The sequence below is a fragment of the Actinoplanes sp. NPDC051343 genome (assembly GCF_044455125.1).
GTDB lineage: Bacteria > Actinomycetota > Actinomycetes > Mycobacteriales > Micromonosporaceae > Actinoplanes.
Genome location: NZ_JBITEL010000011.1, coordinates 225,437 through 248,019, shown reverse-complemented (window position 1 = coordinate 248,019; position 22,583 = coordinate 225,437). Strand labels below are relative to the sequence as shown.

Sequence of the window (22,583 nt, the reverse complement as noted above, 5' to 3'; positions counted from 1 at the left end):
CTGAATCCCCTAACCCCCTAACGGAACCCGCGCTCCGACCACCGATCGGCCACGGTACGACTGGGGGCACCAACCCCGATGCCCGGGGCCGCCCCCGTCCGTACGTTTGCTGCAACTCACCTGGGCGACCCGCCCGGGTTGGAGAACGACAGTCAGAAACGACAGTCACAGTCGAAGGAGCCCCATGGACACGTCCCCCACGTTGCAGGACTTCGTCCTCAACCTGATCTACGACCCCGCCGCCCGTTCCGCCTTCGAGCTCGACCCGGAGTCGGCGCTGCACGCGGCCGGCCTGGGCGACATCACCGCCGCCGATGTGCAGCAGGTGATCCCGCTGGTGGTCGACTCGGCCCCGGTGACCGGCCTGCAGGGCCTGGCCGGCGTCGACGACCTGACCACGGGTGTGGCCAATCTGGACGTGGCCGGTGCGGTCTCGCAGCTGCAGTCGATCACCTCGCAGGTGGCGGTCACCCCGGCCGGCATCGTCGGCGAGGTCAACTACACCCTGGGCAGCGTGAACGCGGCCGTGGTCAGCGTCGCCGGTGGCGACGTCGTCAACGGCTCCGTGCTCTCCGGAAACACGCTGGGCGTCGCCGGCCTGGGCGGCCTCACCTCCTCGATCCCGGTCGGGCTGGGCGGGGTCTCGGCGGTCAACGACCCGGCGCTGCACCTCGACAACAGCGTGGTGCCGACGGTCGACCACAGCGTGACCGACACGGTGGGCAATGTGGTCCCGGGCCTCGATCACGTCGCTCCCGGAGTCGACGGAAACGTGACAGGTCTCCTCGACGGCACGCTCGACACCGTGACGAATCTGCCCGCTTCGCTCCCGATTGACCACAGTCCGAGCCTTGACGTCCCGGTGGTCGGCGGGGCAACCTCTTCGATCGGGTCCGTCGTGAAGCCGGACCTGGGCCACGTGCTGTCGCACGACCCGGTCAACGACCTGCACAACACCGTGAGCAGCGTCGCCACCACCGGGCACGACGTCACGAGTGGCCTGCTGGGCGGCGTGACCCACTCGGACACGTCGGCCGATTCGACCGCTGGGCAGGACTCGTCGCACGACCTGCTGGGCGGGCTGCACCTGTAGGGTGCCAGCGGCGCCCCCGGCGTCGGGCGGCACTGACGACGAGAGGCTGGCGGGCGCGAATGACGAGTTGGAAGGCCGGACCCACGGCGTATGCGGGTCCGACCTCCCTCGTCCCGCCGGCCCCGGCTCCGCCGAGCAGGGCGGAGCCGGACCCGTTGCGGGCCGCCGGTGCCCTGTTGTGGATCGACGTCCTCGACTCCACGATCCGCACCAGCACGCAGCACGGCCGGTCCGAGGTCGCCGAGTGGCTGTCGCGGCGCCGTGCCCAACTGCTGCGCCCCGAGTTGCGGGTGCTGGTCGTCGGCGCCGCCCACCAGGGCAAGAGCCAGCTTATCAATGCACTGATAAACGCGGGTGTCTGCGCCGTTCACGCGGACGGCGGCACCGGCGTGCCGACCGTGGTCCGGCACGCCGAGGCACCCGGAGCCCAGCTGATCCGGCGTGGCTCGCCGAGCGCCGACTGGACGGCCGAGGTCGGCATGCAGGACCGTCTGCCGCTCGACCTCGACCGGCTGGAGCCGGCGATCGCCGAGGCGGCGGCCAAGTTCCCGGCCGGCACCCCGGTGCACGCCGAGGTCATGGTGCCGCGGTCGCTGCTGGCGAGCGGTCTCGTGCTGATCGACACCCCGGCGCTGCCCGGGCTGCCCGGTTCGGCCGAGCGCGCGGTCCGGGTCGCCAGCGACCTCGCCACCTGCGCGGGCGCCGACCTGGTGCTCTACACCTGCGAGGCGGGTCGCGAGATCACCGACGCCGAGCTCGAGGTGCTGAAAGACCTGGCCCGCTTCTTCCCGGGCCTGCTGGTCGTGTTCACCAAGACCGACTACGCGATCGACTGGCGGCGCAACCTGGCCGACAGCCGCACCCGGCTGGCGCGGGCCGGTGTCCCGACCGCGACCACCGCCGTCTCCTCGGCGCTGCGCCTGCACGCTCTGCAGGCGGGCGACACCGCGCTCAACAACGAGTCCGGCTTCGCCGATCTGATCGTCCACCTGCAACGGATGGGCACCGCCAAGCACGACAAGCTGGCCCGCGACACGGTCAGCCGGCTCGGCCGCATCGCGATCGAGGAGCTCGCGGTCCCGCTGCGCGACGAACTGGCGGCCCAGCAGAACGCGGGCATGCCCGACGCCGTCGCCCGCCTCCACACCACCCAGCGGCGCCTCGACAACCTGCGCAAATGCGCGGTCCGCTGGCAGAACACGCTCTCCGACGAGGTCGGCGACCTGATGTCCGACATCGAGCACGACCTGCGCGAACGCACGCGGGCGGTGATGTCGGAGGTCGAGGAGTTCTTCGCGACCGCCGATCCGGCCAAATCCTGGGATGAGTTCGAGCCCTGGCTGCGGCAGGCCCTGCAGGAGCTGGCCGAGACCAGCATGACCTGGCTCGCCGAGCGCACCGAGTGGATGGCACGCAAGGTCGCCGAACAGTTCCCGCCCGAGGCGGGAGAGGTGCTTCCGCCGCCGGCGTTGGTCTCGGCCGATGAGCGTACGGACGGCGTGCCCGGCCTCGACGCACCGCCGGTCGCCCGGTTCAGCCCCGGCCAGAAGCTCTTCATCGGGCTCCGCGGGTCGTACGGCGGTGTCGTCATGTTCGGCCTGGTCACCAGCCTGGCCGGGATGTCGCTGATCAACCCGATCTCGATCGGCGGCGGCGCGCTGTTCGGTGGCAAGACGATCCGCGACGAGAGCAAGTCACTGCTCAAGAAGCGCCAGGCCGAGGCGAGGACCGCGGTCGCCCGGCACGTCGACGACGTCTTCGTGCGCCTCAACAAGGAGGCGCGCGACACCGTACGCCGCGTGCAGCGCGCGCTCCGTGACCACTTCACCGCGGTCACCGAGGACCTGCAGGAGATCGTCATGGAGTCGCTGCGTAACGCCAAGGCGGCGGCCGACCAGGACGTCGCCGCCCGCGAGCAGCACGCCCGCCGGGTTCAGCAGGAGCTGCAGTCGCTGGCGCATCTCTACGAGCAGGCCCAGGCGCTCAGCGGCCGGGCGGCCGGATGATCGACGACGAGGAGCTCGAGCAGCGTACGTACCGCCTGCTCAACGAGGCCGCCCACGTCTACCGGGGCATGCCGCCGGCCGCCGCCCTGCTCCGGCGCACCCTCGACCGGCTGGCCGACCCGCTGCGGCTGGCTGTCGCCGGTCCGGAGCGTGGCGGCAAGTCCACCCTGGTCAACGCGCTGATCGGGGAAGACCTCGCGCCCGTCGAACCGCCGCTGGCCTCGGTGTCCTACCGCGACGGCACCCAACCGCGTGCCTTCACTGAGGACGGGCGAGGTACGCCGTACGAAATGCAGATGATGCGCGAAGCGCAAGGTTTGCGTCTCAGCCCGGACGGACGCACCGCCGGTCTTCCCGGCGGGACCCGCCGCGCCGTCGTCGAATGGCCGAGCCGGGTGCTGCGCCGCACCGAGCTGATCGACACGCACCTGCCGCTGCCCCGGGTGTTCGAGGAGGCCGACGCCGTCCTCTATGTCACACCCCAGCTGGCCGAGGCCGACCTGCAGTTCCTGCAGGCGGCCCGAGGGGTACGCGGGCCGTCGGTGTTCCCGGTGCACACGATGGTCGTGCTGTCGTTCGCCGACGCGACCGGCGGCGGCCGTCCGGACGCGCTGCTGACCGCCAAGCAGGCCGCCCGCCGCCGGCGGCGCGAGCCCCGGGTCGGCGCGTTGTGCCAGGACGTGCTGGCGGTGTCGCCGCTGATCGCCCAGGCCGGCCGCACGCTGCGCGACGACGAGTTCCGGGCGTTCTCGGTGCTGGCGTCGCTGCCGCGAGCCTCCGCCGACCCCTGTCTGCTGTCGACCGATCGGTTCACCGCGGCCGACGCGCTGCGACCGGTCGGCGCCCAGCAGCGCGTGCAACTGCTGCAGCGCTTCGGCCTGGGTGGCATCCGGCTGGCGATCACGCTGACCCGCACCGGCTGCAAGACCCCGGCGACGCTCGGCGAGCGGCTGCAGGAGCACAGCGGGCTGAAGGATCTGCAGGCCTCGATCGCCGAGCTGTTCACCGCCCGGCGTGCGGCCCTGCGAGCCCGGTCGGCGCTGACCGTTCTCGATCACCTGCTCCGCACCGAGCAGGTGCCGCCGGCGGGCAAGCTGCTGGCCGATCTCGAGCTGCTGGTCGCCGAGGCGCACGAGTTCCGCGAGCTGCGGCTGCTGTCGGCGCTGCGCTCGGGCCGGGTCAACCTTCCCCGCGAGACCGCGATCGACGCGAAAATGCTGCTCGGCGGCTCGGGCACGAGCGTGGGGGAGCGGCTCGGCATGTCCCCGGACGCGTCGGCCTCCGACACGTGGAACGCCGCCCACGCGGCGGCCGAACGCTGGCGTGCCCAGGCACAGGGCCGCATGCTGCTCCCGGCCCAGCGCCGCGCGGCCGAGGTCGTGCTGCGCAGCTGCGACATGGTCCTCGCGCGCCTCGACCGGATGTCCGCCCCGGCGGCGCCGGTGCGTTTCGCCGACCCCACCGGCCCGTACGCCTGATCGGTGGCCCGGACCCGCGGCTCGGCGCGAGACGCCGGAATCGAACAGTCTCGGTTCATAGCCGCACCGCCTTGATGACGTAGTACGCCGGCAGGGCACCCGCCGGGCGGCCGAGCTCAGCCGCGTTCCAAGGTAGGGACAACCCCACCGGAAGAGTAGTCCTGGCATCACTGCGCCCCGGTAGCCCGACTGGAAAGGATGGTCCCGTCGGACAGCCTTTCTTCGGGGGAGACGCAATGGAAAATCGTTCGGTGAGCCGGCGGACCGTGCTCGGTGGAGCCGCGGCCGGTCTGGCCGGGGCATGGCTGGCGCCCAGCACCGGCTCCGCATCGACCGGCCGCCGGTCGTTCGAGCAGGCGGTCGACGCGACGGCTGCACGCTTCGCCGGCGCGCTGATCGGGCTGCGCCGCGACATCCACCGTCATCCCGAGGTCGCGGGCGAGGAGGCCCGCACCTCCGCCGTGGTGGCGCACTGGCTCCGTGCGGCCGGGTTGAGCGTGACCACGGGCATCGGCGGTCACGGCGTCGTCGGCGTCCTGTCCGGCGCGCGTTCGGGCCGGACCGTCGCCTACCGCGCCGACATGGATGCGGTGCCGCCGGACGAACAGATCGGAGGCGGCACCACGCTCGCCCACGTGTGCGGGCACGACATCCACACCACGGTCGGCATCGGCATCGCTCAGGTGCTGGCGCGCTTGCGTGAGCGGCTCGCCGGCCGGGTCGTGTTCGTGTTCCAGCCCGGTGAGGAGTCGCTGACCGGCGCCGCCGCGATGCTCGCCGATCATGTGCTCGACCGCTTCCGGCCCAGCGAGATCCACGCCCTGCACTGCGGGCCGTTCCCGGTCGGCCAGTTCGTCGTGGCGCCGGGCACCGGGCTCCCCGGTCAGGACCGCGGGAGCATCAGCCTGGCGGGTCCGGACGCGGCGGCGCGGGCCGACCGGTTGGCGGCTCGGATCAACGCTCTCGGCACGGTTGCCCGGCCGGGCACACCGGCCGATCTCGAACGCCTGGTCGCCGAGATCCAGACGCCGCACGGGCCGCTGGAGCGTTTCGTCTTCATGCAGGCCCAGCCGGTGCCGGTCGACGGCGGGGTCGACGTGCGGTTCTCCTACCGCTGCTGGCCGGAGGATCGGTGGGCCGAGGTGCGCGGAGCCGTCGAGCGGCTCGGCCCCGCGGTCTTTCCCCACGACCCGTTTCCCGCCCTGGTGACCCCGGAGCGCGACGGGCTGGCGCTGCGGCGATATCTGCTACGGACCGTCGGTCGCCCCCGGACCGCCGTGATGCATGCGGCGATCCCTTACAGCGGCGAGGACTTCTCGTTGTTCCTCAGGCGGATCCCGGGCACGTTCAGTTTCCTCGGCGTCCGCCGGCCGGGTGCCGGCATCGAGACCAGCTACCCGCACTTCGTCACCTTCGACCCGGACGAGCGGGCCATCGGCTACGGCGTCCGCGGGATGGCCGGGTGGCTGGCGGCCCGGGCGGGAACAAGCTGACGAGGCCACGCGCAGGGCCGGGCCGGGAGGAAAACTCCCGGCCCGGCCCCGTGCCGCCCGGTCAGCCGACCGTCCAGACGAAGGTCATGTTGTCCGTTGTGCCGTCGGACGCCTTCGCGGTGATCTGGACGGTGGTGGTGCCACGGATGGTTGCCGTGCCGGTGACCACGCCGGCGGGCGAGATCGCCAGGCCCGCGGGCAGCCCGGCCGCCGACCAGGTGCGGCCGGGCACGCCGCCGGTGACGGACCAGTTCACCGCCTGGCCGGCCGGCGAGCTCATCCCGTGCGGGTTGACCAGCGCGGACGGCGCGGCCGCCGCGGTGAACGCGGAAACCGACGCCGGTGCCGACAGGGTCCCGGTCAGCGGGAGGTTGCGCGACGAGTCGCCGACCAGGATCTGGTAGGAACCGGCGGTCGTCTTCCACGAGTGGGAGGAGGTTTCCCAGTGCGCGAGATCCCGGGCCGGCACCTGGAACGTCACCGTGCCCGACGCCCCGGCCGCCAGCGTGATCCGCTGGAAGCCCTTGAGCTGGTGCGGCGGCTCCCCGTCCGAGGCGGGATTGCCCACATAGAGCTGGGCGACCTCGGTCCCGGCCCGCGAGCCGGTGTTGTGGACGGTCGCCGTCACCGTGGCGACCCCGTTGCTCAGCGCGCTGACGTGCAGGTCGCTGAAGGTGTAGCTGGTGTACGACAGGCCGAACCCGAACGGGAACATCGGCGTGACGTTCTTTGCGTCGTACCAGCGGTAGCCGACGTTGAGGCCCTCGCTGTATTGCACGCTGCCGTTGGCGCCCGGCCACTGCGCGGCGGTCGACGCCGGCACCGCCGACAGTGAGGTCGCGAAGGTCATCGGCAGCTTGCCGGACGGGTTCACGTCGCCGAACAGGAGCCCGGCGATCGCGGCGCCCCACTGCTGGCCGTCGTAGAAGCCTTCGAAGACGGCCGGCACCTGCGACAGCCACGGCATCGCGATGCCGGCGTTGTTGTTCAGCACCACGACCGTACGCGGGTTGGCCGCGACGACCGCCGAGATGAGGGCGTCCTGGTTGTTCGGCAGGTTGATGGTGTCGCTGTCGTGCTCCTCGTTGCCGTAGTTGTCGCTGGCGAAGACGATCGCGACGCTGCTCTTCTGGGCCAGCGACACCGCCGACGACTGGTTGGTGCCCTCGTCGTAGGCGACCGTGACCCCGGTGCCGGCCACCCGGTTCTGGATGCCGGTCAGCGGCCACACCGTCGCCGAGCTGCGAACCGTCGCCGAGCCGCCGCCGATGGTCTGGGTTCCCGCGCCGCCGTCGATGCCGATCACCGCGATCGACGACAGCCCGCCGGTCGACAGTGGCAGGATGCCGGTGTTCTTCAGCAGGACCGTGCCCTCCTGGGCGCCGCGCAGGGCGACCTGCACGTGCGCCGGGGTGGTGACGTTCGCCCCGAGGCTTCCGCTCGGCGCCTTGTCGAACAGGCCGAACGCGAACATCTGGGTCAGCACCCGGCTGACCATGGTGTCCAAAGTCTGGCTCGTGACGGTGCCGGCCTGCACCGCCTGCTTGAGGAAGTCGGCGAAGAAGTACCCGTTCGGCATTTCCATGGTCAGACCCGCGTTGGCCGACTCGACCGTGGAGTGCGTGCCGCCCCAGTCCGACTCGACGAAACCGCCGAAGCCCGCCTGCTGATAGAGGCCGACGTTGAGCAGTGCCGGGTTCTGGCAGGCCGGCACGGTGTTGACCACGCTGTAGGCACACATCACCGAGGCCGGGGCGCCCTGCTGGACCGCGGTCTGGAACGCCGGCAGATAGATTTCCTGCAGAGTTCGCTCGTCGACCGTGACCGTGCCGGCCGGGTGCTCGATGTTGTAGACGGCCGCGTGTTTGACCGACGCCATCACGCCCTGGCTCTGGATGCCCTTCACGTCGGCGGTGGCCATCTGCCCGGACAGGTAGGGGTCCTCGCCGTAGGTCTCGAACGCCCGTCCCCAGCGCGGGTCGCGGACGATGTTGACCGTCGGGCCGAGGGCCACGTTGGCGCCCTTACCGGCAAATTCGGCGCCGATCGCCGCGCCGTACTGCTGGGCGTAGTCGGGGTCGAAGGTCGCCGCGGTCGCGGTGCCGGACGGCATCTGGGTGACCCCGTCGAGTCCGTCGCCCACGCCCGCGGGTCCGTCCTGCAGGCCGAGGTCGGGGATGCAGAGCGCCGGGATCCCGGTCACGTTCCCGATGTACGGCGAGGGGTTGTTGTTGCCGTGCAGGATTTGCACCTTCTGGTCGATCGTCATGTGGCTCAGCACCTGGGCGACGCGGGTGGCGACCGGCGCGGTCGAGCCCACCCAGGGGCAGTTGCCGTTGCCGCCGTCACCGCCGGTGGGCGGCGTGGTCGGGCCGCCGACCGTGTGCACGATGAACTCCCACAGCGAATAGCCGTACTGGGTGCTGCGGGTCAGGCCGTCCATCCGTACGTAGCGGCCGGTCCCGCTGACCACGACCGACTGGTTGCCGTCGGCGCCGTTGGTGACCGGCGACGCGTCGGTCCACGTGTTGCCGTCGTTCGAGATCTGGATCTTGAAGGTGGCCGCGCGCGCGGTCTCCCAGTGGAGATCGGCCCCGCAGACCTGTTGCGCCGAGCCCAGATCGACCTGCAGCCACTGCGGATCGGAGACGGCCGAACTCCAGCGCGTGCCGTCGTTGCCGTCGGTCGCCGCCGTGGCCGGCGTGCCCGCGTTCTCGGTCGACGAGGCGGTGGTGGGGTGGCCCTGGGCGCTGTTGCCGGTCGAGCACGAGGTGGGCGCCGATCCGCCGAAGACCTGGAACTCCCAGATCGAATAGCCGTACTGGGTGTTGCGGGTCAGGCCGTCCATCCGCACGTAGCGGCCGGTGGCGGTCACCGGCAGCGTCTGCGTGCCGTCGACGCCGTTGGTGACCGGTGACGCGTCGGTCCACGTGTTGCCGTCGTTCGAAACCTGGATCTTGAAGGTCGCCGCGCGGGCGGTCTCCCAATGGATGCCGACCTGGGTGATCTGCTGCGCCGACCCGAGGTCGACCTGCAGCCACTGCGGATCGGTGAACGCGGAGGACCAGCGGGTGCCGTCGTTGCCGTCGGTTGCCGCCGAGGCCGGGCTGCCGGCGTTCTCGGTCGATGAGGCGGTGGTGGGTCTGCCCTGCGAGAGCAGGGCGAGAGCGGCGTGCGCGCTGGGTGTCACCAGCGCGAGGTAGCCGAGCAGCAGGGCGGCGACGCCGATCGCGAGTCGCCGCCAGGATCGGGGCAGGGGAAATCTGGCGGTGGACATGAATGCTCCTTGGCCGGGTTTCGGGGATTGCGGCCTGGTTGCTCTCAGCGCTGGGGGAGCGCTTTCTCGAAACATTCGTGTCATCTTCGGACTTTGTCAATAGGTTCCAGCGTCAGCCCGGGTTATACCGGGGAAGCGCTTCCCCGGTTCAGCGGGTCAGCGACGCCGGCACCTGCAGTTCGGGCACCTCGTTGTACAGCGCCTCCGGGTCGTCGACCGCCGAGATCCGGTCCATCAGCTCGTCGTAGTCGGCGCCGGTCTCGCCCTGGTAGGACGCCTCCATGCGGCCCCACTCGTCCCACGGCAGGGTCTCGAGCTTGTTGAGCGAGGCCAGGTCCCGGATCGCATTGCCCCGGATCTCGGCCGGCCCGAAGTTCTCGGTGCCCCACACCGAACGTCGCCGCGTCGATCTCTCCCGCCCGGTGCGCCGCCCAGGCCTCGGCGCCGGTCAGGAACTCGCCCGGCCGCAGATCGTCGGGCCGCTCGAGAACCGGCAGCGGCAAGGCTTCCGAGTCGATGCGCACCCACCGGTCACCGTCCCGATATTCGGTGACCCAGTGATCAAGCCCTTGCCCCGGCTGGAAGTAGGTCGCGAAGCCGCAGCGCGCCCGCGCCGGGATGCCCCGATGACGCAGCAGCGCCGTGCTCAGCACCGCGAAGTGCCGGCACGTGCCGACCACCCGCGCGGTGGGTTCGCGAGGCGAGGTCAGCGGCGCGTCCTGCTGGGCGAGCAACGCCGAGACGATCCGGGACGCCGGCCGGATCTGCTTCTCGTCGAGCCGCGCCTCGGCCACCCCGGCCGCCGACGCGTCGTGCGGCTGGATCACCAGTACCGAGGCGACCCGGCACAGCGAGGCCGGATCGCCCGGCAGGTCGGCCAGCACGCGGGCGTCGAGCCCGGCCAGCGAGGTCAGCGGCCCCGGCGATGCGAAGGAAGTCATGCCGGTCACCCTAGAACCAGGGTCCGACAAACTCGGTCCGGGCGATCAGGTCACGGCAAATCCCGTACGCGCTGAGCCGCACCCGTCAGAGGCGTCCGCACGCCGCTTCCACTCTCCGGCGCGGCCGCACCGGTCCAGAGGCGTCCGCGCGCCGTTCCACTCTCCGGCGCGGCCCCACCCGGCGTTCGCGCAGCGTCGCCGGCCCATCGGTTGCCCCGGGGACCTCGGGAGACGCAACTCCCGACGGGGCGCCGGAACGGCCGGCGACGCCGCGCTGCCGACCATCGACCTGGCTGCGACGGGGTCCAGGCGACCGCGAATTGCGTAGGCCGTCGCTCGAAGGAGGGACCGTCGCGGCCGGGAGGCCGGCGCCCGTCCATAGTAGACGTTGACCGGATCGGCTCCGGCGCGGGTAACGCCGTCGCGCACCGCTCGACGCTCTCATCGGCGACCCGGCGACCCGGCGACCCGGCGACCCGGCGACCCGGCGACCCGGCGACCCGGCGACCCGGCGACCCGGCGACCCGGCGGGCCGGCGACCCGGCGGGCCGGTGAGCCGGCTGGCCGGTGGGTGGCTGCGGCGATCATCGTGCCGGTCGACGGTGAGGTCAGGGTGGACCATCCGGCCGGATCGTGACTGACGGCCGGGTAGCGGGCCGGTGGCCGTGGCCTGAACGCGCGCCGCGCCGCGGCAGGCTCCGGGAGCCGGGCAACTCCCGGCGCGGGAGAGTCAACTCAAAACGACCACCGCGACCACGACGGTGCCTGTGCGGGGCGCGAAAGCCGGGCGGCGGGACCTATCCGCCATGTCCCGCCGCCGGAACGAAAATACGGGCTCGGGCCGGACCTGTCAGCGGCGATTGCAGTGCCTCCGGCCGGTTGCAACGGGGCCGTCGCCGACGGGCGGGCGGCGATCGAGGTCGCCTCCGGGGGCCGGTCAGGTGTGGAGCCAGGTGGCGGTGGTGCGGGCCACGGCGGGCAGGCGGCCGTCGGCGGCTATCCGGGAGAGCAGGTCGCGGTGGCGGTCGGTGCCCACGCCGTACGCGATGCCGTGCAGGACCGACTCGTTGGCCGCTACCGGACGGTTCTGCCAGGCCGTGGCCTGGCGGTGCAGGATGCGCTGCCACTGCCGGCCGGTGAAGCGCCCGGGGCAGTGTGCGGTGGCCCACGCCGCGGCCTGGCGGATGCGGTCGTCGTGGCCGCCCTCGGCCAGCAGGTCGAAGAGCAGGGGGCGGTGGATGTCGGTGCCGATGAGGGTGAGGGCCTGGAGGATCGCGGATACGTCGTTGCCGCTGCGTCCGGTGAGGTCGCGCCGGGCCTCGGCCAGCAGCGCGGCCGCTACGCCGTCGCGGTGCGGGGACTGGGCGATCGTCATGGCGGCGACCAGGCGTTCGTCGACCGAGGTGCCGAGGGCCTGGCCGACCAGAGCGGACAGGACGGGGTCGTGGACGCCGACGGCTGCGGCCACGCGATCACCGATGGCGTCCGATGAAACGGGGACGCGGGCCGGTTCGGACGCCACGCCGGCGAAGCGTCGGGCGAGCGCCGCCCGGGCCGAGGCGGCCAGGCGGCCGTCGTCGCCGTCGGGCGGGGCCTCGGCCAGGGCACGGGCCAGCCGGGCCCACTGCTCCCCCTCGAAGTGGCCGTCCTCGATCTTGCGGACCACCGCGAGGAGGGCACCGCGGTGGTGGCGGTTACCGGCCGGGGATTCCAGATTTCTCAGCACCTACGCGTTGCCGACCGGGTCGGAGCGCACGTCGAGCAGGGCCATCGGTTCAACCACGGCGGGACTCGTGCGGTCCTCGATCAGGTCGAGGCAGGTGCGGACCACGTGCGGGCCGGCGGTCGGGTGTTCGAGGAGGCGGCTGGCCGCCTCCTGGCGTTGCAGCCAGCCGGTGCCCTCGTGCCGGGTCAGCTCGTCGAGCAGCTTGCCGGCCACGGTCTGCCAGAGCCGGGGCGGGTGGAGGACCAGGCCGGGCCGGGCCTCGACCAGCTCGGTGAGCTCGCCCCACTCGTGCCCGGTCAGCGGGCCCGGCGCGGTGGCGACCTCGAGCAGTTCGTGGAGGCGGCCGTCCGACGTTTCGGCCGGGCTGAGGGACGGGCGGCGGGCGGCCGGCAACGTGCGGTACAGCGCGTCGCGCACGGTCACCAGGGACTCGGCGGGGAGGCCGAGCAACTGTTCGTAGCGGCGTACGGTCGCGCGGCCGGCCAGGAGGCCGCCGGTCTCCCACCGGGTGATGTGGGAGGGCGCCAGCCCGGGCCGGAAGGCGGCGGCGAATGTCCGGCCGGAGCGCAGCGGCCGGTCGGGGCCGAGCGTGCGGTTGGCACGGAGCAGCCAGCCCACGTAATCGGACCCGGTCGGCGACATCCGGTCATTGTGGGCCATTCGGCAAGCGGGTGGAGTCGGCGAAGTGACAGTACGTGAGCGGGCGGGAAGGCGTACCGGGACAGGCGCGCGCGGCCGGGAAAGCGCCCCGATAGCATTCCCGTGAGGGAAGGGGTGCGATGGCTGACGTGGGAGTTCTCTCCGCCCACCTGCTGGCGAGCTTCCAGCGGCAGCTGTTCGGCCAGATGGCCACCCAGGGGCATGATCGGCTGCGGCCGCGGCACGGCGCGGTCATGGCCTACCTCGATCGTGACGGCACCCGGGCGAGTGAGCTGTCCGAGCGTTCCGGCGCGCACAAGCAGGTGATCGGCACGCTGGTCGACGAGCTGGAGGAGCTGGGGTACGTGACCCGGCGGCCCGATCCGGCCGACCGGCGGGCCAAGCTCGTGGTCCCGACCGAGCTGGGCCTCGATCAGATGACCAAGGCGCGCGCGTTCATCGGGGAGATGGAGCGGCGTTACGCCGAGGCCGTCGGCGAAGACCGCTTCGCGACGTTCAAAGCGGTCTTCGCCGAGATAGCCGGCAGCTAGAACGCGATCTCGTCGCGGTGCCGCGACACGCAAGGCTCTGCTACGGCGCGGAGGACCGAGGGGTCACCAGCTTGGCGGTCAGGGTGCTCAGCTGAGCCACCTCGTCCGGCGACAGGCGGTCGAACACGAGGCGCCGGACCTCCTCGACGTGTCCCGGGGCGGCGGCGACCAGCGTGGCCATCCCCTCGTCGGTCAGGCGGCAGATCTGGCCCCGCTTGTCGGTCGGGCAGGCCTCTCGCCGCACCCAGTCGCGCTGTTCCAGGCTGGCGACGGCGTGCGAGAGGCGGCTGCTGGTCGTGCCGACCAGGCGGGCCAGGTCGGTCATGCGGATGGCGTGGTCCGGGCGGTCGCTGAGGTTGGCCAGGATCTGGTAGTAGGGGTGGGGGATCCCGGCCTCCTCCCGCAACTGCCGGTCGAGGGCGGCCGGCAGCAGCATCAGCACCCGGACCAGGTTGGTCCAGGCCGCTGCCTCATCGTCATCGAGCCAGCGCGGCTCGCTCACAGCGATCCTCCTGGGAAGTGACAGGCGTACGACCGAGCACGTGCTCGTTGATCTCGGCGACCAGCCGTCCGTACTCGGGAAGCTCGACCACCTTGACGCCGGCGGCGAGCAACTGTTCGATGCCGCGGCCGTCGGCGAAGACCGGCGGCTCGCGGAGCGCGAACACCACCCGGCGGATGCCGGCGTCGACGATCAGGCCGGCGCAGGAACGTGGGCGGGAGCGCCGGGTCGTGCACGGCTCCAGCGAGCTGTAGAGGGTGGCTCCGGACAGGTCCACGCCGGTCAGCTTGGCCAGCGCGGCCTCCTCGGCGTGGTAGTGCGGATCGGTCTCGCCGGTGAAGCCGGTGGCCAGCACCCGCCCGTCGGCGCCGACGACCACCGCGCCGACGGCGTAGTGGTCGGGCGCCGGCGGCGACAACCGGGAGTGTTCGATGGCGACGGAAAGCCAATGGCGATGGCTCATGCGGCACCCAGATCCAGCAGGTGGTGGGTGTGGTCCCGCTTGGCGGCCAGGTAGCGCGAGTTGGCCGCCGACAGGTGTACGCCGGTGCGCACCCGGGAGGTCACCTCGATGCCGAGCGACGACAGCTGCGCGGCCTTGTCCGGGTTGTTGGACAGCAGCCGGATCCGGCCGGCGCCGAGAACAAGCAGCATCTGCGCCGCCACCGTGTAGTCGCGCTCGTCCTCGGCGTGGCCGAGCGCCAGGTTGGCCTCGTACGTGTCGAGCCCGGTGTCCTGCAGCGCGTACGCGTCGAGCTTGGCGTACAGCCCGATGCCCCGGCCCTCCTGGCGCAGGTAGAGAAGGAAGCCACCGGCCGCGCTGATCCGCTCGGCCGCCTCCCGCAGCTGGGGCCCGCAGTCGCACCGGGTGCTGCCGAAGACGTCGCCGGTCAGGCACTCGCTGTGCGGCCGCACAAGGGGTCCGGCGGGGCCGGTCAGGGCGGTACGCCAGTCGCCGAGCCCGAGGGCGAGGTGCTCACGTCCGTCGGCCAGGCCGGTGAAGGTGAACACCTCCGCGCTCGTCGCGTATCCGTCCGGGAATCGCAGGGGCACCGTGACCCGAGTTCGTATCGAGGTCATCCCCGCCTCCAAAGTTGTTGAAGTTTCAGAGACAAGAGTCGTCCTCCGATCTTGGAACTTCAAGAACGGGGCCCGTGCCGCTGGTCACAAGTGATCGGCATCGCGCCAGCTGTGTTGAGGTTCGTAGCCGAGCAGCCGCCGCGCCTTCTCGATCGACAGCAGCGTCTCGTGCTCGCCGAGTTCGCGGGTGACCGGCACATCGGGGTAGACCTCGGCGGCCAGCGAGGCCGAGGACCGGCTCATCACCGTGTCCGCGTTCGCGATGATGAAGATCTCGACGCCCGGCGTCGAATAATCAAGGGCTTTCCGTACGGCCTGAGCCCCGTCCCGCGCGTCGATGTAGCCCCACAGGTTCCACTTCCGTGCATGAGGATCGGCGTCGAACGACGGGAACTCGGCGTAGTCGGCGGGCTCCATCACGTTGGAGAACCGCAGGCCGATCATCTTCAGCGCCGGGTGCCACCGGCAGAACTGCGCCGCCATCGTCTCCTCGAGGTGCTTGGCCAGCGCGTAGTGCCACTCCGGGCGGGCCGGATATTCCTCGTCGAGCGGGATGTAGGGCGGCGGCGTCTCGAACGGGATGCCGAGCAGCGTCTCGCTCGACGCCCACACCACGTTGTCGATGCCGGCCGCCGCCGCGGCCGCGAACACGTTGTACGTCGCGGTGATGTTGTTGTGGAACGTCGCCGCGTTCGTCGTGACGCCCGGCGCCGGCACGGCGGCCAGGTGCACCACGGCGTCGAGCGACGAGTACCTGTCGTCGACCGCGGTCAGCGCCGACAGCGTCTGCCCGTAGTCGGTGAGGTCGACCCTGATGTCCGGTCGCTGGGCCGCCACGTCCAGGTTGAAGACCTGATCGCCGCTCTCGCGCAGCCCGGCGACCACCGCCCGGCCCAGCTTGCCCGTGCCTCCGGTGACCGCGATCCGCATGTCTCGACTCCTCTGGCTAGATCTTGGCAAAAAATATCGCGAGGGCCGCGATGAGTTTCCGCGGCGGGCCCGGTCTTTCCTGGCAACAACGAAGAGGAGTCAGCCATGTACGCCGACGTCAACGGCCTCCACATGTACTACGAGACCCACGGTCAGGGCAGTCCGCTGGTCCTCCTGCACGGTGGCCTCGGCTCGGGTGAGATGTTCGGCCCGATCCTGTCCACGTTCGCCGAGAATCACACGGTCATCCTTCCTGACCTGCAGGGACACGGTCGTACCGCGGACATCGAGCGGCCCCTCGACATCCGGGAGATGGCCCGCGACATCATCGCCCTGATCGACCAGCTGGGGTTGGACCGGCCCGACGTCGTCGGCTACTCGCTCGGCGGTGGCGTCGCCTACCAGGTGGCCTTCCAGGCCCCGGAGAAGATCGGCCGGTTGGTGTCGGCGTCCGCCGGAATCCGGCGCGGCGCGACATATCCGGAGATTCTCGCGCAGCAGGGGCAGGTCGGCGCGGCGGCGGTCGAATTCATGAAGGAAACCCCGATGTACGAGCTGTACCAGCGGGTGGCGCCGCGGCCGGAGGACTTCCCGCGGCTGCTCGACAAGATCGGTGCCGCGATGGCCGTCGACTTCGACTTCACCGAGCAGGTCAAGGCGCTGCAGGTGCCGACGCTGGTGGTGGCGGGCGACGCCGACCTGTGCCCGCCGAGCCACTTCGTCGAGGTGTTCGGCCTGCTCGACGGCGGGAAGCGGGACGGCGGATGGCAGGGCGAGGGCCGGCCGGCGGGCGGTCACGGCCTGGCGATCCTGCCCCGCACCACGCACTACAGCAGCTTCATGTCGCCGCTCTTCGCGACCGTCGCGCTGGACTTCCTGGCCGAGAAGCACTGAGCGTCCTGATCTCAGGCGGGACGTCCGATATCGGGGGGCCGGGGGCCGTCACGCCGGCGGCTCCCGGCACGGACACCTGGCACGTCGTCCTCGGCGAAGACGGCGACCCGGGCCGGCGTGGGCGGCGGTCCGGCGGTCACATACCAGTTTTTCCGGCCGTAGCCGGTGCGGTAGGGACTCGGGGCCTGCCAGCAGAGCGTGCCGGTCCAGCCGGGCGCGAACTCGGCGGCGCCGGCCCCGGTGATCCGGACCAGGACCGACCGGTAGGTCTCCCGGCCCTCGCCCGGCACCACCTCGAGCCGTTCCACCGTCAGCCGGCTGCGGGCGGCTGCCGACTCCAGCCGGTGCAGCAGGTGACCGAGGGCCCACGTGCACTCCCGCGGCCCCCGCCCGGCCGACAGGAACAGCTCGGCGCTCATCGGCGGCCGTCCCGGTTCCGGGGGTTGCCGGCGGTCTTGTAGGTGACCAGCGGAACCGTGTACGCGACCGGCGTGGCCAGCCCGAACGACTCCAGATCGCCGATCACCTGCTCGATGCGCTTGTACGCGGTGGGAGCCTCCTCGAAGAGCAGCTGCCGGTCGCCGCAGACCACGATCGAACCCACCGGTGTGCGGCGCAGCTCCTCGACCGTGTGCTTGGCCTTGCCGCGGCGCAACGCGTCGGCCCGGGACATCTTGCGGCCCGCGCCGTGCGCCACCGACCAGCCCGCCTCCGGGCCGGCGTGGGTGGTGACCAGCGCCGAGCGGGTGCCGCGGGTGCCCGCGACCAGCACCTCGCCGCCGTCGCCCGGCGCGGCGCCCTTGCGGTGCAGGTAGGTGCCGTCGGGGAGCACGGTGGCCAGGTTGTGGCAGCGGTCGACGGTCGGCTCGGTGGGCTCGGCGCCCACGGCCGCCGCCACCCGGGCCGCCATCAGGCGCCGGTTGAGCGAACCCCAGCGGACCGCCTCGTCGTGCGCCGCGAGGTAGGCCACCGGGTCGGCGGCCGGTCCGGCGCCGTGCACCGAGGTGTGGGCGCGGAGGATCCGCTCGCCGAGGCCGCGTGAGCCGCTGTGCACGAGCAGGACCAGGTCGCCGTCGCCCTCGACGCGGGCCAGCTCGACGAAGTGGTTGCCGCGCCCGACGGTGCCGAGGCTGTCCCGGTAGCCGGCCGGGACCGGCTCGTCGAACCCGAACTCGGCCGGCTCGACCGGCTGGTCGAGGTCGGGGAAGCGGGCGGCCAGCTTCTCGGGCACCGCCCGCTTGAGGCGGATCGGGAAGACCGCGATGCCGCAGCCGATGTCGGAGCCGATCAGGAACGGGTAGAGCACCGACGAGTGCATGGCGGCGCCGATCGGGGCGCCCTTGCCGGGGTGCAGGTCGGGCATGCCGGCGACGTGGATCATGCCGTCGAGCGCGGCGACCTGATGGCACTGGGCCACGGCGTCGGACTCGATCCAGCTGGACGGTGAAGCGAAAACGGTGACGGACGCAGAAGACAAAACGATCCCTTGATGTGGGGCCAAGTGATGAACGAGGGAGCTTCTGTCAGTACGTCATGCCGACACTGTCGCCCACGGGAACGGGAGCAGCAACGCAGTTTTTCGGTTCCCGAACCGGAGCAGAACTGCTCAAGTTCCGGCGCGGCGCTCCGATTAACCCTGCGTAAGGCGGAATTCCCCACCGCGGACGCTCAAACGGAGGCACCCCCATGCACGAGGTCATCAACCGGCTCCGCACGAAGAAGAACGACGAGGGCTTCACCCTCATCGAGCTCCTTGTCGTCGTGGTCATCATCGGCGTCCTGGTCGCGATCGCCGTGCCGGTGTACCTGAACTACCGCAAGGGCGCGGCCGACAAGTCGGCCCAGTCGGACGTGCGTGGCGCGGTCAGCGCGGTCGAGCAGTTCTACACCGACAACGGCAACACCCTCCCGGACTCGGTCAGCAACACCACCGACCCGAAGACCGGGCTCGTGCTGAAGATCGGCTCGGGTACCAGCACGCAGACCGCGACCATGTCCGACAAGACCCAGCTCGGGTTCGTCAACAACACCGACGGCACCTACAAGCTCTGTGGCACCAACACGGGCGGCAGCGGCAAGTGGTACGTCTACAACAGCGCCAACGGTGGCTCGGTCGCCGCCGCGGCGACGGCGGTCGCGGACATCACGAAGTGCGTCTGACGCCCTGGGCGAACAGCGGCTGCTTGGCCGGCCGGGTCCGCCGCCACGCGACGGCGATCAGCACGATCAGGGCGATTCCGGGCAGCGACCCGACCGTCCAACTGATCGCCAGCGGCGGACCGGGCTGGCTGAGCACCTCGACGCCAGCCAGCGTCCCCTCTCCGTGGCCCTGCGGCCCGTCGATCGCGAAACCGAACGAGTAGGTGCCGGGATGGTCGAGGGCCCGGACGTCCAGCCCCCAGGCGTCCCGCTTGCGGGGGTGCCGCACGAGGTGCGAGCGGCGCCCGTCGTCCCCGGTGGCCGGGCCGCCGATCGTCAGGTAGCCCGATTTCCCGGCGATGCCGCCGTCCGGCATGAAGGTGAAGTCGAGCGACCGCATCGCCCGGACCGGCCAGGTCGAGAAGCCGACGGTCAGATGATAGGGACCGGCGGTGACCTGCTCGGTGTGGACGATGTCGACCGGCGGGTAGGCCAGGGCCGGCGTGGCCACGGCCAGGGTGGCGACCACCGCCACCAGGGCGGCGGCGGCCCGGCGGGCCGCGACAGCGAACCTCATCAGTTTTCCTCCACGGTGCCGGCACCGGCGGGCTCGGGCCCGGCGACGGCACCCGGGGAAGGCGGGGCCGGAACCGCGTGCGACGCGGTCCCGGCCCCTTCCGGTACGGACGGCGCGCGCAGCATCACCGCGAAGCGGCAGCCCAGGTAGCCGGTGAGCGGGCCGAGGATCAGGCCGAGCAGCATCAGCGACAGCACGTCGGTGCCGGACAGATGCTGCGTCGGGTCGGTCAGGATGGTCTGCAGGGCCAGGCCGCCGCCGACCACGAACCCGGCAACCGCCCCGGCGAGCACCATCAGCCACACCGGGCGCAGGCGGCCGGAGCGGGCGAGCGCGAAGAACCCCTCGGTGATCACCGCGGCGACGATCAGGAACATCGGGATCGTGCTCGGCAGCACCGGCGGCGCGGCCGAGACCACGTCGCGCAGCGGCAGGCCGACCGCCCGGGCGTACGCCTCGGCCGCCCACGGCGAGAACCACCAGAGGATGCCCTGCAGAACCTCGAGCACGACCGCGATCCGGATCGCCGTCCCGGGGCCCAGCAGCGCGGCCGACATGATCAGCAGGGTCGGCGCGCAGAGGATGATGCCGAGCAGCACCGGGTCGATCGGCAGCGGCACCTGGCTCAGCCCGTTGAACGCGATCGGGCCGAAAATGATCAGGATCGGCACGGCGAGCAGGAACCCGGCCCGGCCCCAGCGCTGATCGCGCGCCGCGGCACACACCACGACGCTGCCGGTCATGGTGATCGAGACGGCCAGGAAGAGCGCGACGTGCGACGGCGTGTTGAGCACGGCGTCGAAGCCGTAGATCGAGTGCCACCACAGGTCGAGCAGGCCGTAGAGCAGGAACAGCGCCGCACCCGAACCCGAGATCAGGTAGCCGAGCGGGGCGTGGAACGCGCCGGAGAAGACGCGGATCGGCGGCCCACCGGCGTACGGCGGGAAACCGCGACCGGCCCGCTGGGCCGCGGTAGAAAGAAGCACCATCGTGAGGCTGCCGATGCCGGCGATCGCGCTGCCCGAATAGAGCGCGAGGTGCGACAGCGTGAAGAACGTGTCCGGACCGACCTCGACGTGCCACTGGATGTCCCAGCCCAGGCCGAACAGCGTGATCAGCGTGCCGGCCAGCACCGACCAGGCGCCGGTCTGTGCCGTCCGCACGCTCGCGGTGACCGGCGCGGCCCGGCTCGTGACGGACGCGCCCCGGCTGAGCGGCAGGTCCACGACGGACTCCCTCCTGTAGAGGTTCGAGCCTAGGCGGTCGCCCGCCGAGTCGTTTGCCTAGCATCGGTTCCGATGACAAGACTTCGTTGGCTGACGGCGGCACTCGTGATGTTGCTGCTCCTTCCCGCGGTGCCGGCGGCGGCCGACAGCGCTGCGCCGGGCGGGGACGTCGCGGTCGCCCAGACGCTCGGCGACCGCGAGCTCACGCTGATCCTGCGCCGGGTCACCTCGGTGCCCGGTCCGCTGCGGGTCGAGGCGATCACGCACGCGGGCACGGCGGGCGGTTCGCTCACGCTCACCCTGACTCCCGCTTCCGGGGGTACGCCCGCAAGCAGCGCGACACTGGCACTCGACGGTGCTCCCGGCAGTTACGGGGCGACCGTGCACGTGTCCCGGGCCGGGCCGTGGGAGCTGGCCGTGAGCGACGGCGAGCGGACGGCCCGGGTGCCGTTCGTGGTGACCGGGCAGGCGGTGTCGCCGGCCGAGAAGGCGATCTACGGCGGGTTCCTGGCCGCGGGGATGTTCCTGCTGGTCGCGATCGTGGTCGCGGTGCGGGTGCGCCGCGCCGGCTGGGTGCTGCTGCCCGGGGCGGGGCTCGTCGCGGGACTGGCCGTCGCGGTCACCGGGGCGGTGCTGTCGGCGTCGCTGCCGTTGCCGCCGCAGCCGGGCCTGCAGACCGACGCGACGGTCGGTAACGCCGAGGATCCGTACACTCTGAGCCGTCCGCTGATCGCCGACTACTCGCGGCCACCGGTGCTGGTGACGGTGTCGCGCCGGCCGGGCGACGACCTGTCGTTGCGGCTGACCGACGCCTCGACCGGGCTGCCGGTCGACGACCTGGTCGTGCACGACCAGGCCCTGATCCACCTGCTGATCGTCGGGCCGGACGGCGAGCTGTGGCATCTGCACCCGATCCGGGTCGCGCCGGGGGAGTACCGGGTGCATTTCGTTCCCCCGGCGAACGGGCACTATGCACTGTCGGCCGAGCTGGAACGGCGCGGAGGTGGCGTGCAGCTGGTGCGGGCGGCCGACGGGTTCGACGCGGACGCTGCTTCTCCGGGCGGCCCACCCGCGTACGAAAAAATCAGCGTGACCGCCGGTCGGCGGGTGACCACGACGGTCTCCGGGGTGCCGGTCTCCGTGCTGGCCTCCGGCAATGTGGCCGGGGCGGCCGTGACGCTGACCGTCGGTTTCGGCACCAGCGCGACCCTGCAGCCGTGGCTGGGGATGCTCGGCCATCTGATCGTGGTCGGGCCGGTCCCGGCGGGGGTGCCGGTCGGTCCGGCGGCGCAGCGGGCGCCGGTGTGGGCACACGCGCACTCGATGGGCGACCTGACCCCGGGGATGAACATGCCCGGCATGTCGTCGTCCGGCGATCAGTCGATGGGCGGCCTGATGCCGGTGAACGGTGACAGCGCGGCCGACGAGACCGTCGCCGCCTACGGACCGTCCCTCTCGTTCACCTTCACGTTCGGCAGTCCCGGGCGCTATCTGCTGTGGATGCAGGCGGAGCGTGACTACCGGATCCTGACCGTGCCGGCGGTGCTGGAGGTGACCGGGTGAAGGCTCTTCCGGCCCTGGCCGGTGCGGTCCTGCTCGCGGTGATCGGCTGGCTCGTGTGGCCGTCACCGCCCGGGCCGTTGGTGCTGCATGCCCCTTCGGTGACGGTGACGATCGTGTCGCCGCGGCTCGGCACGACCGATCTCGACATCTCGGCGGCTCCCGGCGCCTTCATACTGGCGCAGGCCAGCATGCCGCTGATGGGGTACGCGACGCCGCAGGTGGCGGCGACGGCGGCCGGGGGAGGGCACTACACGGTGTCGGCGGTGCATCTGATGACGACCGGGCCGTGGGAACTGAGACTGGCGATCACGCCGCGCGGTATGCCGCGGGAAGACCTGCTGTTGCCGTTCGACGTGACCGGCTAGCCGGTGGATGCATTACATATCCACGTCGGCGCGTTTATCGAATAACAATCGAACTGGATCGAATAGCCGGAACGAACGGCACGATCGTGCAATCCGGAATGGA

Annotated in this window: 20 protein-coding genes and 2 pseudogenes; 9 read left to right on the top strand and 13 right to left on the bottom strand. The window is 71.6% G+C overall.

Annotation, left to right across the window (positions count from 1 at the left end; all coding sequences use genetic code 11):
- The first annotated feature begins 184 nt into the window (after positions 1 to 184).
- The 4 genes from ACIA5C_RS33285 (at position 185) to ACIA5C_RS33270 (ending at position 6,070) form a co-directional block, all read left to right on the top strand.
- On the top strand, positions 185 to 1,093 hold the full coding sequence (locus ACIA5C_RS33285; protein ID WP_396062082.1) for an IniB N-terminal domain-containing protein: 909 nt from the start codon (positions 185 to 187) through the stop codon (positions 1,091 to 1,093).
- A gap of 59 nt (positions 1,094 to 1,152) precedes the next feature.
- A complete protein-coding gene (locus tag ACIA5C_RS33280; protein ID WP_396062080.1) occupies positions 1,153 to 3,099 on the top strand; it encodes a dynamin family protein in 1,947 nt (648 codons plus the stop codon).
- Complete coding sequence (locus tag ACIA5C_RS33275) at positions 3,096 to 4,577, top strand: hypothetical protein (RefSeq protein ID WP_396062078.1); 1,482 nt, start codon at positions 3,096 to 3,098, stop codon at positions 4,575 to 4,577. Before ACIA5C_RS33280 ends, ACIA5C_RS33275 begins: the two co-directional genes overlap by 4 nt.
- Positions 4,578 to 4,828: 251 nt before the next feature.
- Complete coding sequence (locus tag ACIA5C_RS33270; protein ID WP_396062076.1) at positions 4,829 to 6,070, top strand: M20 family metallopeptidase; 1,242 nt, start codon at positions 4,829 to 4,831, stop codon at positions 6,068 to 6,070.
- Positions 6,071 to 6,131: 61 nt separating this feature from the next.
- Here ACIA5C_RS33270 and ACIA5C_RS33265 read toward each other — a convergent pair whose 3' ends face one another.
- From ACIA5C_RS33265 to ACIA5C_RS33245, 5 genes and pseudogenes are all read right to left on the bottom strand, one after another.
- A complete protein-coding gene (locus ACIA5C_RS33265; protein WP_396062074.1) occupies positions 6,132 to 9,347 on the bottom strand; it encodes a glycoside hydrolase family 3 C-terminal domain-containing protein in 3,216 nt (1,071 codons plus the stop codon).
- 148 nt (positions 9,348 to 9,495) lie between these two features.
- Positions 9,496 to 9,738 (bottom strand): hypothetical protein, encoded by a 243-nt coding sequence (locus ACIA5C_RS33260; RefSeq protein ID WP_396062296.1) that lies wholly within the window; start codon positions 9,736 to 9,738, stop codon positions 9,496 to 9,498.
- Between the two features lie 133 nt (positions 9,739 to 9,871).
- A pseudogene (locus tag ACIA5C_RS33255) lies at positions 9,872 to 10,288 on the bottom strand (transglutaminase-like domain-containing protein); the annotation flags it as partial.
- 937 nt (positions 10,289 to 11,225) lie between these two features.
- Positions 11,226 to 12,014 (bottom strand): hypothetical protein, encoded by a 789-nt coding sequence (locus ACIA5C_RS33250; RefSeq protein ID WP_396062072.1) that lies wholly within the window; start codon positions 12,012 to 12,014, stop codon positions 11,226 to 11,228.
- On the bottom strand, positions 12,015 to 12,656 hold the full coding sequence (locus tag ACIA5C_RS33245; protein WP_396062070.1) for a hypothetical protein: 642 nt from the start codon (positions 12,654 to 12,656) through the stop codon (positions 12,015 to 12,017). It lies immediately after the preceding gene.
- Positions 12,657 to 12,793: 137 nt separating this feature from the next.
- Between ACIA5C_RS33245 and ACIA5C_RS33240 the strand changes: the two genes are divergently transcribed.
- Positions 12,794 to 13,204 (top strand): MarR family winged helix-turn-helix transcriptional regulator, encoded by a 411-nt coding sequence (locus tag ACIA5C_RS33240; RefSeq protein WP_396062068.1) that lies wholly within the window; start codon positions 12,794 to 12,796, stop codon positions 13,202 to 13,204.
- Between the two features lie 40 nt (positions 13,205 to 13,244).
- Here the strand turns inward: ACIA5C_RS33240 and ACIA5C_RS33235 are convergent, their stop codons facing one another.
- The 4 genes from ACIA5C_RS33235 to ACIA5C_RS33220 all read right to left on the bottom strand — a co-directional run bounded on the left by ACIA5C_RS33235 (position 13,245) and on the right by ACIA5C_RS33220 (position 15,716).
- The gene (locus ACIA5C_RS33235) at positions 13,245 to 13,706 is read right to left on the bottom strand and encodes a MarR family winged helix-turn-helix transcriptional regulator (RefSeq protein ID WP_396062066.1); all 462 of its coding nucleotides are present in this window, start codon (positions 13,704 to 13,706) and stop codon (positions 13,245 to 13,247) included.
- Complete coding sequence (locus ACIA5C_RS33230) at positions 13,681 to 14,169, bottom strand: deaminase (RefSeq protein ID WP_396062064.1); 489 nt, start codon at positions 14,167 to 14,169, stop codon at positions 13,681 to 13,683. Before ACIA5C_RS33230 ends, ACIA5C_RS33235 begins: the two co-directional genes overlap by 26 nt.
- Positions 14,166 to 14,786, bottom strand: a complete 621-nt coding sequence (ribA, locus tag ACIA5C_RS33225) for a GTP cyclohydrolase II (protein ID WP_396062062.1) — start codon at positions 14,784 to 14,786, stop codon at positions 14,166 to 14,168. Before ribA ends, ACIA5C_RS33230 begins: the two co-directional genes overlap by 4 nt.
- Before the next feature lie 84 nt (positions 14,787 to 14,870).
- On the bottom strand, positions 14,871 to 15,716 hold the full coding sequence (locus tag ACIA5C_RS33220; protein WP_396062060.1) for an NAD-dependent epimerase/dehydratase family protein: 846 nt from the start codon (positions 15,714 to 15,716) through the stop codon (positions 14,871 to 14,873).
- A gap of 105 nt (positions 15,717 to 15,821) precedes the next feature.
- On the opposite strand from ACIA5C_RS33220, the gene ACIA5C_RS33215 reads away from it, so the two are divergent.
- Complete coding sequence (locus ACIA5C_RS33215; RefSeq protein WP_396062058.1) at positions 15,822 to 16,610, top strand: alpha/beta fold hydrolase; 789 nt, start codon at positions 15,822 to 15,824, stop codon at positions 16,608 to 16,610.
- Positions 16,611 to 16,672: 62 nt separating this feature from the next.
- Here ACIA5C_RS33215 and ACIA5C_RS33210 read toward each other — a convergent pair.
- Together ACIA5C_RS33210 and ACIA5C_RS33205 are read right to left on the bottom strand one after the other, a co-directional pair.
- A pseudogene (locus ACIA5C_RS33210) lies at positions 16,673 to 17,029 on the bottom strand (peptide chain release factor-like protein); the annotation flags it as partial.
- Positions 17,026 to 18,093, bottom strand: coding sequence for an RNA ligase RtcB family protein (locus ACIA5C_RS33205; protein WP_396062290.1), 1,068 nt, complete (start codon positions 18,091 to 18,093; stop codon positions 17,026 to 17,028). The pseudogene ACIA5C_RS33210 and the gene ACIA5C_RS33205, both read right to left, overlap by 4 nt.
- 203 nt (positions 18,094 to 18,296) lie before the next feature.
- Here ACIA5C_RS33205 and ACIA5C_RS33200 point away from each other — a divergent pair, with 203 nt between their 5' ends.
- Positions 18,297 to 18,770, top strand: coding sequence for a prepilin-type N-terminal cleavage/methylation domain-containing protein (locus ACIA5C_RS33200; RefSeq protein ID WP_396062056.1), 474 nt, complete (start codon positions 18,297 to 18,299; stop codon positions 18,768 to 18,770).
- On the opposite strand, the gene ACIA5C_RS33195 is transcribed toward ACIA5C_RS33200, so the two are convergent.
- On the bottom strand, positions 18,754 to 19,326 hold the full coding sequence (locus ACIA5C_RS33195; RefSeq protein WP_396062054.1) for a hypothetical protein: 573 nt from the start codon (positions 19,324 to 19,326) through the stop codon (positions 18,754 to 18,756). The genes ACIA5C_RS33200 and ACIA5C_RS33195 overlap by 17 nt on opposite strands.
- Positions 19,326 to 20,552, bottom strand: a complete 1,227-nt coding sequence (locus tag ACIA5C_RS33190) for a hypothetical protein (protein WP_396062052.1) — start codon at positions 20,550 to 20,552, stop codon at positions 19,326 to 19,328. The genes ACIA5C_RS33195 and ACIA5C_RS33190 overlap by 1 nt, the downstream gene beginning before the upstream one ends.
- A 72-nt stretch (positions 20,553 to 20,624) precedes the next feature.
- Between ACIA5C_RS33190 and ACIA5C_RS33185 the strand changes: the two genes are divergently transcribed.
- Complete coding sequence (locus tag ACIA5C_RS33185; protein WP_396062050.1) at positions 20,625 to 22,115, top strand: hypothetical protein; 1,491 nt, start codon at positions 20,625 to 20,627, stop codon at positions 22,113 to 22,115.
- Complete coding sequence (locus ACIA5C_RS33180) at positions 22,112 to 22,480, top strand: hypothetical protein (RefSeq protein ID WP_396062048.1); 369 nt, start codon at positions 22,112 to 22,114, stop codon at positions 22,478 to 22,480. The genes ACIA5C_RS33185 and ACIA5C_RS33180 overlap by 4 nt, the downstream gene beginning before the upstream one ends.
- Positions 22,481 to 22,583 lie beyond the last annotated feature (103 nt).

Coding starts and splice junctions, on each gene's coding strand:
- ACIA5C_RS33185 (WP_396062050.1), top strand. CDS start 20,625: ATGACAAGACTTCGTTGGCTGACGGCGGCACTCGTGATGTTGCTGCTC.
- ACIA5C_RS33240 (WP_396062068.1), top strand. CDS start 12,794: ATGGCTGACGTGGGAGTTCTCTCCGCCCACCTGCTGGCGAGCTTCCAG.
- ACIA5C_RS33245 (WP_396062070.1), bottom strand. CDS start 12,656: ATGTCGCCGACCGGGTCCGATTACGTGGGCTGGCTGCTCCGTGCCAAC.
- ACIA5C_RS33200 (WP_396062056.1), top strand. CDS start 18,297: ATGCACGAGGTCATCAACCGGCTCCGCACGAAGAAGAACGACGAGGGC.
- ACIA5C_RS33265 (WP_396062074.1), bottom strand. CDS start 9,347: ATGTCCACCGCCAGATTTCCCCTGCCCCGATCCTGGCGGCGACTCGCG.
- ACIA5C_RS33230 (WP_396062064.1), bottom strand. CDS start 14,169: ATGAGCCATCGCCATTGGCTTTCCGTCGCCATCGAACACTCCCGGTTG.
- ribA (WP_396062062.1), bottom strand. CDS start 14,786: ATGACCTCGATACGAACTCGGGTCACGGTGCCCCTGCGATTCCCGGAC.
- ACIA5C_RS33215 (WP_396062058.1), top strand. CDS start 15,822: ATGTACGCCGACGTCAACGGCCTCCACATGTACTACGAGACCCACGGT.
- ACIA5C_RS33220 (WP_396062060.1), bottom strand. CDS start 15,716: ATGCGGATCGCGGTCACCGGAGGCACGGGCAAGCTGGGCCGGGCGGTG.
- ACIA5C_RS33280 (WP_396062080.1), top strand. CDS start 1,153: ATGACGAGTTGGAAGGCCGGACCCACGGCGTATGCGGGTCCGACCTCC.
- ACIA5C_RS33195 (WP_396062054.1), bottom strand. CDS start 19,326: ATGAGGTTCGCTGTCGCGGCCCGCCGGGCCGCCGCCGCCCTGGTGGCG.
- ACIA5C_RS33275 (WP_396062078.1), top strand. CDS start 3,096: ATGATCGACGACGAGGAGCTCGAGCAGCGTACGTACCGCCTGCTCAAC.
- ACIA5C_RS33285 (WP_396062082.1), top strand. CDS start 185: ATGGACACGTCCCCCACGTTGCAGGACTTCGTCCTCAACCTGATCTAC.